At 66.3% G+C, this 12,441-nt stretch carries 11 protein-coding genes, 1 other RNA gene and 1 pseudogene; 5 read left to right on the top strand and 8 right to left on the bottom strand.

Annotated elements, in window-relative coordinates; translation table 11 throughout:
* Positions 1–10: 10 nt before the first annotated feature.
* Positions 11–643, bottom strand: coding sequence for a DUF1326 domain-containing protein (locus FGU64_RS06045; RefSeq protein WP_139951293.1), 633 nt, complete (start codon positions 641–643; stop codon positions 11–13).
* A gap of 285 nt (positions 644–928) precedes the next feature.
* Here FGU64_RS06045 and FGU64_RS06040 point away from each other — a divergent pair, with 285 nt between their 5' ends.
* Complete coding sequence (locus FGU64_RS06040; protein ID WP_139951292.1) at positions 929–4,819, top strand: AsmA-like C-terminal region-containing protein; 3,891 nt, start codon at positions 929–931, stop codon at positions 4,817–4,819.
* Between the two features lie 307 nt (positions 4,820–5,126).
* On the opposite strand, the gene FGU64_RS06035 is transcribed toward FGU64_RS06040, so the two are convergent.
* The 4 genes from FGU64_RS06035 to FGU64_RS06020 form a co-directional block, all read right to left on the bottom strand.
* A complete protein-coding gene (locus FGU64_RS06035) occupies positions 5,127–5,360 on the bottom strand; it encodes a ribbon-helix-helix domain-containing protein (protein WP_139951290.1) in 234 nt (77 codons plus the stop codon).
* Positions 5,357–5,548 (bottom strand): DUF4169 family protein, encoded by a 192-nt coding sequence (locus FGU64_RS06030; RefSeq protein WP_139951288.1) that lies wholly within the window; start codon positions 5,546–5,548, stop codon positions 5,357–5,359. Before FGU64_RS06030 ends, FGU64_RS06035 begins: the two co-directional genes overlap by 4 nt.
* Positions 5,549–5,559: 11 nt before the next feature.
* On the bottom strand, positions 5,560–6,087 hold the full coding sequence (locus tag FGU64_RS06025) for an SspB family protein (RefSeq protein ID WP_136352973.1): 528 nt from the start codon (positions 6,085–6,087) through the stop codon (positions 5,560–5,562).
* Positions 6,088–6,202: 115 nt separating this feature from the next.
* The gene (locus FGU64_RS06020; RefSeq protein WP_139951287.1) at positions 6,203–6,898 is read right to left on the bottom strand and encodes a TetR/AcrR family transcriptional regulator; all 696 of its coding nucleotides are present in this window, start codon (positions 6,896–6,898) and stop codon (positions 6,203–6,205) included.
* Positions 6,899–7,059: 161 nt separating this feature from the next.
* Between FGU64_RS06020 and FGU64_RS06015 the strand changes: the two genes are divergently transcribed.
* Entirely contained in the window at positions 7,060–8,265 is a 1,206-nt protein-coding gene (locus FGU64_RS06015; RefSeq protein WP_139951286.1) for a multidrug effflux MFS transporter, read from the top strand.
* Positions 8,266–8,360: 95 nt separating this feature from the next.
* On the opposite strand, the gene FGU64_RS06010 is transcribed toward FGU64_RS06015, so the two are convergent.
* Positions 8,361–8,909 carry an AAA family ATPase gene (locus FGU64_RS06010; RefSeq protein WP_139951285.1) on the bottom strand — a complete coding sequence of 183 codons (549 nt, stop codon included), beginning with the start codon at positions 8,907–8,909 and terminating at the stop codon, positions 8,361–8,363.
* A gap of 84 nt (positions 8,910–8,993) precedes the next feature.
* Positions 8,994–9,352, bottom strand: a transfer-messenger RNA (tmRNA) gene (ssrA, locus tag FGU64_RS06005).
* A gap of 158 nt (positions 9,353–9,510) precedes the next feature.
* Here ssrA and FGU64_RS06000 point away from each other — a divergent pair.
* Complete coding sequence (locus FGU64_RS06000) at positions 9,511–9,819, top strand: DUF2853 family protein (protein WP_136352981.1); 309 nt, start codon at positions 9,511–9,513, stop codon at positions 9,817–9,819.
* A gap of 235 nt (positions 9,820–10,054) precedes the next feature.
* Complete coding sequence (locus tag FGU64_RS05995; RefSeq protein ID WP_139955276.1) at positions 10,055–10,897, top strand: thymidylate synthase; 843 nt, start codon at positions 10,055–10,057, stop codon at positions 10,895–10,897.
* 209 nt (positions 10,898–11,106) lie between these two features.
* Here the strand turns inward: FGU64_RS05995 and FGU64_RS05990 are convergent.
* Positions 11,107–11,309 (bottom strand): annotated as a pseudogene (locus tag FGU64_RS05990) (TOBE domain-containing protein).
* A gap of 179 nt (positions 11,310–11,488) precedes the next feature.
* Here FGU64_RS05990 and modA point away from each other — a divergent pair.
* Complete coding sequence (modA, locus tag FGU64_RS05985; protein ID WP_139951284.1) at positions 11,489–12,289, top strand: molybdate ABC transporter substrate-binding protein; 801 nt, start codon at positions 11,489–11,491, stop codon at positions 12,287–12,289.
* Positions 12,290–12,441 lie beyond the last annotated feature (152 nt).

The following is a 12,441-nucleotide window of genomic DNA, read 5'->3' as shown; positions in this document are numbered from 1 at the left end:
GCCTGGACCGTCAGGCCGCCACGCCTTGCGGCGTCTGGACGACATGGGCGAGCGAACTGTGCGTCGCCCTGGTCTGGAACTTGATCGCGCCGAGGCTGCGGATGTCGGCGGACGCGACCTCCGCACCCCTGTGCTCGAAGCCCTCGGGCATGACCACCTGGATGCTGTGCGGTGCGCCTGTCACCGGGTTCCTGATCGGCTCGACGTCGGTTTCCAACACGCCGGGAATGACGAGGTGCGCGGTGCGGCCCTTCTTGTCGAAGCGGAATTCGAACGGCGCCACGACGGGATCGTGCATCGTGGTGACGATCAGGCTGAAGATGTTGAAAAGCGTGCCTTCGTCCGAATTCTCGCCGGACAGGATCGCACCCAGCGCCTCGCGCTGCTGCGGACTCGCGCGCTCGTCGAGAATGGGCTGCGCCTGTCCGTTGCCTTCATGCAGGGCGCCGGGGAAATGGACGGTCACGGCGAAGCACAATCCGTCCAGTTTCGTCTCGTTGAAGTGGCCTTTCGTGATATGCATCGCCACAAGGCCCTGGCAATAGCCCTGGGTCGGCCTTGCATTGAAGTCACAGGGGCAACCGAAAGCGCAATTGCAGTTCTTTATCCACTCACCTTCCAGTCTCCAGTTCGCGGACGCCATCTGACCCTCCCTGGGTTCTCGCCGGGACATGATCCCGACCGGAAATTGTACCACGATCGCCCCTGTCGGCGGTAGTTTAGCCAAACGAGGTAGGCCACGGCGCGGCGCATCGCCGGCATGGCCATTTGCCTCTTTATCGACACGGCGATGCAGGTAGAGTGCCGCAACCAGAGCATCGGACCGGAAAGCGGAATCCGGCTTGTTCCGATGCTCATTCAAAGTGTCAGATCGTCCTTTATGCGTCCGACGGGGTGCAAGACGATCTAAACGGATCGACAGGGGCTTATGCTTTCTCGCCTGTTCGTCATTGTCGGCGGTTTCGTCGTGCTGGTGCTGCTTGCGGCGCTGGTGGTGCCGCCGTTCGTCGACTGGACGAACTACAAGGCCGATTTCGAGCGCGAGGCGAGCGTCGTCCTCGGCCGCAAGGTCACCGTGCACGGCGCTGCCAGCGCCCGGCTGTTGCCTTTCCCCTCGGTGACCTTCTCCGACGTTTCCGTCGCCGGCGGCACCGGCGGCCAGCCGGCGATGACCGTCGAGACATTCTCCATGGATGCCGAGCTCGCGCCGTTCATGCGTGGCGAGGTTTTGATCTTCGACATGCGGCTGGTACGGCCGAAGGCGGTGATCGCGGTGGCCGCCGACGGCACGGTCGACTGGGCGATGCGGCCGTCGTCGCCCTTCGATCCCGCCCAGGTGTCGATCGAGAAACTGACGGTGAGCGACGGCGAGATCGTGCTGGCGCATGCCGCCGGCGGCCGCAGCCATGTGCTTTCCGAAATCGACGCCACGCTGTCGGCCAAGTCGCTGGCCGGTCCGTGGCGTCTCGACGGGGCGCTGAGGCTGGACGGCTTGCGCACGCGGCTCGCCGCTTCGACCGGCAAGGCCGGCCCCGACGGCAGGATCGGCCTGCGGCTCAAGCTCGACCCGGACGCCTATCCGCTCGCCATCGAGACGGACGGCACCGCCGGTATCGACAAGGGCGCCCTGAGTTATGAAGGGCGACTGCGCATCGCCGGCGAGGACCGCAACAGCGCCACCTTGCGCGGCAGTGACGGCGAAGCGGTGAAGGTGAGCGCCGGCAAGGCCGAGCCGGCGTACCGGCTGGATGGCACCTTCCGGCTCGACCATCGCCAGCTTGCCGTCAACGAGTTCCGCTTCGAGACGGGGCCTGCCGACAATCCTTATACCGCCGACGGCAAGGCCTCGATCGATCTTGGGCAACAGCCGCGCTTCGCCATCGAGGCGAGCGGCGCGCAGGTGCAGTTCGACGAGGCGGTGGCCGGCGAGCAGGGGGATGACAAGTCCGGCGGCGGGCTGACGCTCGCCCGGCGCGTCGCGGCGCTGGAGACGGCCCTTGCCGCCCTGCCGAAGCCGGCCATTCCGGGCACCGTCGAGGTGAAATTGCCGGCCGTCGTCGCCGGCGACACGACGATCCGCGACGTCGCCCTGTCGGCCGAGCCCGCCGCCGAGGGCTGGTCGGTGAAGTCGCTGTCGGCCACGCTGCCCGGCCGCGCCACGCTGGAAGCGCAGGGGCTGCTCGCCACGCGGAACCATCTCGGCTTCACCGGCTCGCTGTTGCTGGCGATCGCGCAGCCGTCCGGCTTCGCTGCCTGGCTGTCGAAGGACGTCGACGAGGCGATCCGCCGCCTGCCGGCCGCCGGCTTCAAGGCGAATGTCGACCTGACCGACGCGCGGCAGGCGTTTTCCGGCCTCGAACTGATCCTCGGCAAGGCGAAATTCCACGGCAGCGTCGAGGCGGCCGAGCCGGACGGGCAGCGTCCCTCCGTCGCCATGAAGCTGGAAGGCGGGGAACTGGACGTCGGCGGGCTGGCCGCCTTCGCCTCGCTGTTCGTTTCGGACAAGGGCGCCAACCGCTTTTCCGACCGCGACCTCGACATTGCGGTCAAGGCCGGGCCGGTGAGCGTCGCCGGCCTCAGCGCCGATACGGTCGACACCGCACTCAGGCTCCGGGCCGGTACGCTGGAGATCGACCGGCTGTCGGTCGGTGGGCTGGCCGGCGCCGAAATCAGCGCGACGGGGCGCATCAAGGATTTTCCCGACAGGCCGACAGGCGACCTCGATGCTTCGGTGGTGGCGGTCGATCTGGCGCCGCTGCTCGACGTGGCCGCCGCGCGCTATCCCGACAATGCGCTGCTGGCGGGACTTTCGGCGCGGGCGAAGGCCTATCCGGGCCTTTTCTCGGACGCGCAGGTCGATCTCGTGGCGAGTGCGGCCGAAAACGGCGACGGCACGACGGGCGTAGCGCTGTCCGCCAAGGGCACGGCCGGCGGCTCGGCCTTTTCGGCTTCGCTGTCGGGGCAGGGGGCCGCCGACAGGCCGCTCGACGCGCCGCTGACGGCGACCTTCAGCGCCCGCAACGGCGACGGCACGGCGCTTCTGGCGCTCTACGGCCTGCCGGCGCTGCCGCTCGGCATGGTGGGCGAGGGGAGCACCGACCTCTCGGCCAAGGGCACGCTGGCCGGCGGGTTGCAGACGACGCTCAACCTGACCGGCGCCGATTTCAAGGCGACCTTCGACGGCTCCGTCTCGGAGACGGCCGAAGGGCTTTCGGCCAAGGGCAAGGCGGCGATCGACGCGGCCGACATCGAGCCCTGGCTGATGACGACGGGTTTCGGCCTGCCGGGCATGGGCACGGGCACGGCCGCCGCGCTGTCGGCCGATGCCGACTATGCAAGCGGGCTGCTGGTGCTGTCGGGCCTCGACGGCGCCGTCAACGAGGCGGCGGTGTCGGGCGACGTCAATGTCGTGATGAAGGACGGACAGCCGCACCTGACCGGAGCGCTGGCGCTGGACGAACTGGATTTCGGCCCGCTGGCCGCCATGCTGTTCGGCGACGCCGCTTTCGCCAGCGCGGATGCCGGCTGGCCGTCGACGGCCTTCGCCGAGCGCTCTGTCGCACCCTTCAGCGCGGATCTGGATCTTTCGGCCGGCTCGGTCGTGGCCGGGCCGCTGGCGACCGCCTACGACGCCTCGCTGTCGCTCAGGCTTTCCCCGGACGGGCTCGGCGTGTCGGACCTGAAGGCCAAGCTGTTCGGCGGCACGCTGACGGGCCTGTTCGACCTCAGGAACAATGGCGGCACCGGCCTGTTCAACGGTCAGATGGAACTGGCGGGCGCCGATCTCGCCAAGGCGCTGCCCGATACGGGTCTCGGCGGCTCCGGCACCTTTTCGGCCGCGCTGTCGAGCAGCGGCAAGTCGGTCGACGCGATGATTTCGGCGCTGGCGGGCTCTGGCACCGCCTCGCTGGCCGGCCTGACCGTGGCCAACCTCAATGCGGACGCCTTGCCGGCCTTTCTCGCCGAGGCCGACCGGATCGGCCGCGACATCGACGCGGGTAAGGTGGCGGGCTTCGCGCCGCGCATCGCCGGCAGCGGCAGCTTCGCCGCGGGGCAGGCCGATCTCGCCTTCACCGTCGCGGCGGGGATCGTGCGGGCGCCGCCGGTCACGCTCGCCAGTCCGGCGTCGACGCTGACGGCCGACCTGTCGGCCGATCTCGGCGCCGGCACGGTCTCTGCCAGAGGCACCGTCGCCTACAAGCCCGGCGACGAGGACCTCGTCGGTTCGGAGCCGGCCGTGAACTTCACAGTCGAGGGACCGTTAGGGGCCGCCGTACGGCGCTTCGACAGCCAACCGCTGGCGCAGTTCCTCACCCAGCGGGCGCTGGAGACGGAGCAGCGGCGCGTCGAGGCGATGCAGGCGGCGCTTTTGGAAAAGCAGCGGCTCAGGCGCGAGGTGCGCTACTACGCCGCCCTCGACGAGGCGCGTGCCCGCGCCGCCGAGGCAGAGCGGCAGAGGCTGGAAGAAGAACGGCTGCGGGCGAAAGAAGCGGCCAAGGCCGAGGCGCAGGCGGCCGCGGAAGCAAAGGCACAGGCGGAAGCGGAGGCCGCCGCCAGGGCACGGGCCGAGGCGGAAGCGAAGGCGCAAGCCGAGGCCAAGGCGAAGGCCGATGCGGCGGCAAAGGCGGAGGCGGCGAAGCGCGCCGCCGAGGCGGAAAAGGCGCGTCAGGATGCCGAACGCAAGGCGCGCGAACAGCAGCTCGAGCAGATCGAGCAGGCTCCGCTGCCGCAGACGCGGCCAGCGCCGCAGCAGGCCAAGCCGCCTCCGGTGAGGCTTTCGCCGTCGACGATGGAAGATTTCTTCGACACGCTGCAATAGGGGCCTGGCTTTACAGCGCCACACGGCTGCACCGCTGGCGCACCCCTTTGCGTCACGCTTCGCGTGCCACATTCGTCACTCGAAAAGCCAAGCAATTGGCTTTTCGTCCGCTGCGCGGACCGTTACTCAACCCCAGAGGGGGCGAGGAACCCAAGTTCTGCGCGGTCGCCACTCGCGGAATTTTTGATGGCCTTCCCTTTTCCAAAATGCGGCGATTGCGGGTTTCGGTTCCTCGCCCCTTTTGGGGGAGAGGTGGCGCGCGAAGCGCGACGGAGAGGGGTAATTGGCGCAAAGCTATGAGGTAAGCTTAGGGGAGGGCGGCGCTTCCCCGCCCCTTCACCCACTCCAGCACATACAGCCGCAGCGCCGAAGACAGGTTCGTCTCGCGCGAGCGGTTCTGGTCGATTTCGGCAATGAGCGCGGCGAGCGGCAGGGCGCGCGCGGCGGCGATTGCCGAGAGTTCGTCGTGGAAGGGTTTTTCCAGCGAATAGCTGGTGCGGTGGCCGCGGATGCTGACCGAGCGCTTCTCGACGCGGCTCACGTCTCGTCCGGCGCCGGCTCGCGGAGATGGCCGTCGATGAAACGCCCGGCCTGCTCGTCGAGGCGGCGCTGCCGCTCGCGCTCATCCTTCGTGCGGCCGTAGGCGGCTCGGTTCCCGGCGGCCGCGCGTTCCTTATCCGCCCGCGCCTTCTGCTTGCGGGCCTGGCGAAGATTGACGATCTCGGCCATAGCTCCGGCCGCTACTTCTTGCGGAAGGCGTCGAGGGAGACGACGTCGGCGCCCTTGCCGGCGGCGGGCTCGGACTCGGCGGCGGGCTTTTGCTTCTCGGCCTGCTTCTTCTTCGGCTCGGCCTTCTTTTCCGGCACCAGCGCCACCGGCTCGGCGGCAGGCTCGCCCTCGGCCTCGCCTTCTGTGCGGACGTCGAATTCCAGTTCGAAGTTGACCGACGGATCGTAGAAGCCGCGCACGGCGGAGAAGGGGACTTCCAGCTTCTCGGGCACGTCGGAGAAGGACAGGCCGACCTCGAAGCCGGTGTCGGTGACCTTCAGGTCCCAATACTGGAACTGGATGACGATGGTCATCTGCTCGGGATAGCGCTCGCGCAGGCGGCTGGAGACGCGCACGCCGGGCGCGCCGGTCAGGAAGGTGATGAAGAAATGATGGTTGCCGGGCAGGCCGGTGCGCGCAACCTCGGCCAGCACCTTGCGCATGACGCCGCGCAGGGCCTCCTGGGCGAGAATGTCATAGCGGATGTGGTCGTCTGCCATGTGGCGCCGGGCTTCCCTTGAATCGTCAGTCTAGCTGTAATCAAGCTTGGCGGCTGCGTAAACCGAATATGGAAAGCCGGCGCGCGACGACGAGGGGAATGACGAAGAAAGTGTGTCAGACGGCGGCCGGCTGCGGCTTTTCGGCCACGCAACGGGCCGTGCCGTAGGCGCGCAGGAAGGCGTGCATGCCGTTGGTGGCGGAGGAAAGCACTTCCGCCTCGCTCGGCGTGCCGCCGAGCAGGAAGGTCATGTGCAGGTCGGCATTGGCCAGCGCCAGGAACTGGCGGGCGGCGACGTCGGGATCGTCGATGTCGAGATAGCCGGCATAGGCCAGCCGGGCCAGCCGTGCGGCCAGCGCCGACCATGTCTTGGCCGGGCCATGGTCGCGCCATTCGGAAAACAGTTCCGGATAGCGCTCGCTCTCGGCCTGCATCAGCTTGCGCAGGAACTTGCCCTCGCGGTTGCACACGCAGTTGCGGTTCAGCCGCATGCAGAAGGCGATGAGATCGGCCTCGATGTCCTTCGGCTGGTCGGGGAAAGTGGCGAGCGTGGCGAAGACGCCGGCATTGGAGCGTTCCGTCAGGTCGCGCACCACCGCCTGGAACAGCGTCTGCTTGTCGCCATGGTGGTTGTAGACGGTCTGGCGCGAGACGCCGGCCTCGGCCGCGATCAGGTCGATGTTGGCGCCGGCAAAACCCTCGCGGCAGAAGACGGAGCCGGCCGCGTCGAGGATGGAAGCGCGCTTGGCCTCGTGGCCGCGCGGGAGCGAAACGGGTGGCGGGAGCGTGTCAGGAACGATAGCTGTCGTCATGAAATCTATATAAACCTGTTTGACAATTTGGACAAGGATGTCTAATTTTTTGGAGTAACAAGGGCAGCGTCGAAGAGTCGGCGCCTTGCCGGTTGAAGCGTCCTTGATCGTGTCGCGTGGAACAGCATGCGGCGACGAACCGGATTCGAAAGAGCATCGTCATGAATTCCAGATTTCTCGGCCTCGCGGTCGTCCTCGGCCTGCTTTCCGCTATCGGCCCGTTCGCCATCGACATGTACCTGCCGGCGATGCCCTCGATCGGCAGCGACCTGCATGCCGGGCCGGTGGGCGTGCAGATGAGCCTGCTCGCCTTCTTCATCTCGATGGGCATCGGCCAGCTTGCCGTCGGACCGATCGCCGACATCTACGGCCGCAAGGGGCCGCTCTATGTCGGACTGGCGCTCTTCCTGGTCGGCAGCGTGGGCGCCGCGCTGGCGCCGACGATTGAATGGCTGGTGGCGTTCCGCTTCCTGCAAGGCATCGGCGCGACCGCCGGGCTGGTGGTGCCGCGCGCCATCGTGCGCGACCTCTATACCGGCAACGAGGCGGCCAAGCTGATGTCGCTCCTGATGCTGGTGTTCTCGGTATCGCCGATCCTGGCGCCGCTGACGGGCTCCTTCATCAGCGAGAGCTTCGGCTGGCGCGGCGTCTTCTGGGCGGTGACGGTGGCGGCGCTCGTCGCGGTCGTGTTGCTTGCGACCTCGCTCAAGGAAACGCGTCCGCCGGAGGAGCGCATCGGCAGTTCGTTCGGCGAGGCGCTTCGCGCCTACCGCTTCCTGCTGCGCGACCGCTATTTCCTTGGCCTGACCGCGATCGGCTCGTTCGCGATCTCGTCCTTCTTCGTCTACCTGTCGAACTCGTCGTTCCTGCTGATCGACCACTACGGGCTGACGCCGCGCGTCTACAGCCTGTTCTTCTCGATCAACGCGGTGTCGTTCTTCGCCATGTCGCAGCTAATCGGCAGGCTCGCCGACCGCTTCGGACTCAGCCGGGTCGTGCGCTATGCGGTGACCGGCTATGCCAGCGTCATGGTGCTGTTGTTCGCGCTGATGGCGTCGGGCTTCGACAGCCTCGGCGTGCTGGCGACGCTTTTGTTCTTCGGCTACGGCTTCGTCGGCCTCGTCATTCCCTCCACCTCTGTGCTGGCGATGGACGAGCATGGCGAGATCGCAGGCACGGCCTCGGCGCTGCTCGGCACCCTGCAGCTCGGCATCGGCGCGGCGGCGATGGCGGTGGCGGGCGTGTTCGCCGACGGCACGCCGCTGCCGATGGTGGCCGGCATCGCTCTGTGCGCGGTTATTTCCTTCACGCTGGCGCACCTGACGCTGGGCAGCGCGCGCCAGCCGGCCGAAGTGCCGGCGGAATAGAGGAATAGGGGAGTAACGCAATAAGGCAATAAGGGAAGAGAAGGAGCCGGTTCTTTCTTCCCTACTGCCTTACTCCCCTATTCCCTTATCTGTCCTCATTCGGCCAGTCCGGCTTCCCTCAGTACAAAGGCGATTCGCTGGGCGACCGGCGCGCGAGGCAGTTCGACAAGGTCGTAGCCGAAGTCCGTATAGGTGCGAACCATGACCTCATAGGTGCGCACGGCGACCTGCCAGCTTTGCCGGCGTTCCTCGTCCTGGCCGAAGATATCCTTCCACGGCGGGGCGACGAAGACGTGGGCATGGTAGCGCAGCCGCCATGCCTCTTCCTCCATCCAGGGCGGTACGGGCAGGTCTTCGAGTGTGAGGTAACCGAGCGTATCCGGCAGGCCGCGGTCGAAGAAGACGGCGCCGGCTTCCCGTTCCGCTTGCCGATAGGAGGACAATTCCCATTCGAACATGCGTTCGGCGAAGCGCTGGCGGTCGATCCAGGGCAGGGCATCGCCGCCGGCCTCCATCTCCTCGCGGATGACGCCCCGTCCGGCCTCCTCGGTGGTGGCGAATCCCCTGGCGCGCAACGCTTCGACCAGCGTCGTCTTGCCGGCGCCCGGTCCGCCGGTGAGCACGAAGAAGCGATCGGAATCCATGTCAAAGACCTTCGTTGCGATGAAATTCGCGCGCCGCGCGGGTTGGCGGCGCGTTGCGGCGAGAACGGTCGGGCAGGGGAGAGAAGTGGAGGCTTCTGTTGCCAGGTGCCTCCGAACCCCGCCTAGAAGTGCGAACCGCTAGGACTTGATTTGAAGCGTTCGCGCCGCATTACGCAGCGAGACGAGCTTCCGCATAGTTGTCGTTGGCAACTATAAGTTTAGCCCGATAACGGTGGTACAATGCCGGGCAAAAGAACGATCTTTACACCTTCGTCGATCCTGTTTCGCCCCCAGCAGAAGCCGCCGAACGAAGCGGCGGCTTTTGGTGGAGGCGCCGGGTACCGCCCCCGGGTCCGAACGGTTTATTGCATCGCCTGTTTATCGCCATAGTCGGACGAGCCGACGCACCGAATATAGGGACCGGCCGGGCAAAAGGGAAGGTCGCAAAGGCGGCGGTGGCGGCGCATGGCAAAAATGCCACGCAGGGTTGACTCGCGCGCGCTCTCGCCGGAATCTCCGCCCGTGTGGAGATTCCGTTCCGGCTCTGAGCCGCCGGCCGGTCTCCGGCAGTCAACATGGCTCCGACGAGGGGAAGTTTCCGATGGCCGACTATCTCGCAGACGTGAAGAAATACGATGCCGGCGCCGACGCCGCCGTGGTGGACAAGATCGTCAAGCACCTGGGCATCGCGCTGAGGAACCGCGACTCCTCGCTGGTTTCGGCGACCGACCAGAAGGAACTCGACCGCGTGCGCGACAACTGGGGCGTGAAGAAGCTCGGCGTCGACGCCGCCAAGGCGGAAGCCGCCGTTGCCAAGGTCGCCAAGGCGATGGCCGGCGACAACTCCAAGGGCCGCGTGACCTTCTACTATCTGGTCGCCAAGGAACTGGGCAAGCTCGGCACTCTCTGAGAGCGCTCTGCCCCGTTCATAAACACTCCATTTTTATTTGAGAATCTGATGACGCCTCGGGTGTAAGCACCCGAGGCTGTTGTCGGCTCGGTTTTGCACAGCACTTCACAACCCCTGTGCATGGATATTTGGGATATCGGGCAGGATGCTGCATTCGCCAGCCACGCGTATGGATGGAACGGTAGACGTACCTTCTACGTTTCAGGAGGTAACTGTGCTCCAGCGCATGTCGAATATGGTGGCTATCGACAACCAGGCGCAACCCGCCGATGCCGGAGGTTCCGAGAAACAGTACCTCGACCTTCTGCGCCATGTGCTCGGCCACGGCACCGACCGTGGCGATCGCACCGGCACGGGCACGCGTTCGGTGTTCGGCCACCAGATGCGCTTCGATCTCGGCCGCGGCTTCCCGGTGCTGACTACCAAGAAGCTGCATCTGAAGTCGATCATCCACGAACTGCTCTGGTTCCTAGCCGGCGACACCAACATCAGGTATCTCAACGACCACGGCGTCACCATCTGGGACGAGTGGGCGGACGAGAAGGGCGAACTTGGCCCGGTCTACGGCAAGCAATGGCGCAGCTGGCCCGACGGGCATGGCGGCACCATCGACCAGATCGCGAATCTTCTGAACGAGATACGGCAGAATCCTCAATCGCGGCGGCTGATCGTCTCGGCCTGGAACCCGGCTGAGGTGGACGAGATGGCGCTGCCGCCGTGCCACTGCCTGTTCCAGTTCTACGTCGCCGACGGGCGGCTTTCCTGCCAGCTCTACCAGCGCTCGGCCGACATCTTCCTCGGCGTGCCCTTCAACATCGCTTCCTATGCGCTGCTCACCATGATGATCGCGCAGGTGACGGGGCTGAAGGCGGGCGACTTCGTCCACACGCTGGGCGACGCGCACCTCTATTCGAACCACTTTGCGCAGGCGCGCGAGCAGCTTCAGCGCACGCCGAAGCAACTGCCGACGCTGTGGATCAACCCGGACGTGAAGGACCTGTTTTCCTTCCGCTTCGAGGATTTCAGGCTGGACAACTACGTCGCCGATGCCAGCATCAAGGCGCCGATCGCGGTTTAGAGGACTCGCCCCAGTGGCACTGCCCCCTCTCCGTCGCGCCCTGCGGGCGCGCCACCTCTCCGCCACTTCGTGAGGGGAGAGGATGAGAGCCAAGCCTTGCGGCCGGCCTATCCTCTCCACCCGGAACGGGGGGAGAGGTGGCGCGTAGCGCGACGGAGAGGGGGGATTGCGCCGGTGAGGCGCCCCTGTCGTGAACGAAGGATTGACCTTCAATCCACGCCCACCATCACGTCCGATGCCTTGATAACCGCATAGGCTTGCCTGCCGACGGCGAGCTTCAGTTCGTTCACCGCCTCGTGATCGAGGCGGTGACGGTGGCGCCGCCGATATCGATCCTGACATGCGAGGTGGTGGCACCCTTGCTGATCTCGACGATCCTGCCCTTGAGCGTGTTGCGCGCGCTGATCTTCACGGTCGATCTTCCGAGGATTCGTTCTTTCCAGCGGGATCGATCGTATGGCGTTCCAGCTGGCCAGTTAAACGCTTTTGGCGTAGAAAACGGCAAGGAGGCTTTTCATTGTTATGTTCATGTGAATATATCGCCTTGGAGATTTTCGGCTGCATGGCCTTCAATTGGCTGGGAGAGGTTCGATGAACGTGAGCAGGGTTTCGGTGGCCGGTCTGATGGCCGTTTGCGGGGTGGCCGTGGCGCTGCCGGCGGGCCTGTCGGCCGCGCGTGCCGACGACGGCAAGGTGACGGTGTTCGCCGCCGCCAGCATGAAGAACGCGCTGGATGCGGTGAACGCGGCGTGCGAGCCGGAAGTCGGCGAGGCGGCGGCGATCTCCTACGCGGCAAGCTCGGCACTGGCCAAGCAGATCGAGGCCGGCGCGCCAGCCGACGTCTTCGTCTCGGCCGACCTCGACTGGATGAAGTACCTCTCCGACAAGAAGCTGGTGAAGCCGGACACGGAGGTGAAGCTGCTCGGCAACGCCATCGTGCTGGTGGCGCCGAAGGATTCGACGGCCGAGGCCAAGCTGGAGAAGGGCTTCGACCTCGCCGGCCTGCTCGGCGACGGCAGGCTCGCCATGGGCGAGGTGAAATCGGTGCCGGCCGGCAAGTACGGCAAGGAGGCGCTGGAAAAGCTCGGCATGTGGGGCGCCGTCGAGGGCAAGCTCGCGCAGGCGGAGAACGTGCGCGCGGCGCTCAAGCTGGTGGCGACCGGCGAGGCGGCGGCCGGCATCGTCTACGCCACCGATGCGGTGGCCGAGCCCGGCGTCAAGGTGATCGGCACCTTCCCCGAGGATTCGCACAGGCCGATCGTCTATCCGGTGGCGCAGACGACCGATTCCAAGGACGCCGAGACGCCGGCATTCCTGAAATGCCTGCAATCGGCCAAGGCGGCCGAGATTTTCAAGGGGCAGGGGTTTACCGTGCTCGCCCCGAGCAACTGAGACGGCGAGGCCGGGCTGTTGGGACGATTGCGTGTGAATTCGACCTCCACTCCGCCTCGCTCTGCTCGGCACCTCTCCCCCGTTCCACGGAGGAGAGGAAACATCGCCCGCAGGCTTGGCGTCCTTCCTCTCCCCTTTTGAGAGGGAGAGGT

It is taken from the genome of Mesorhizobium sp. 8 (assembly GCF_006351905.1).
Taxonomy (GTDB): domain Bacteria; phylum Pseudomonadota; class Alphaproteobacteria; order Rhizobiales; family Rhizobiaceae; genus Mesorhizobium; species Mesorhizobium composti.
This window is presented reverse-complemented; position numbering and strand designations above follow the sequence as displayed.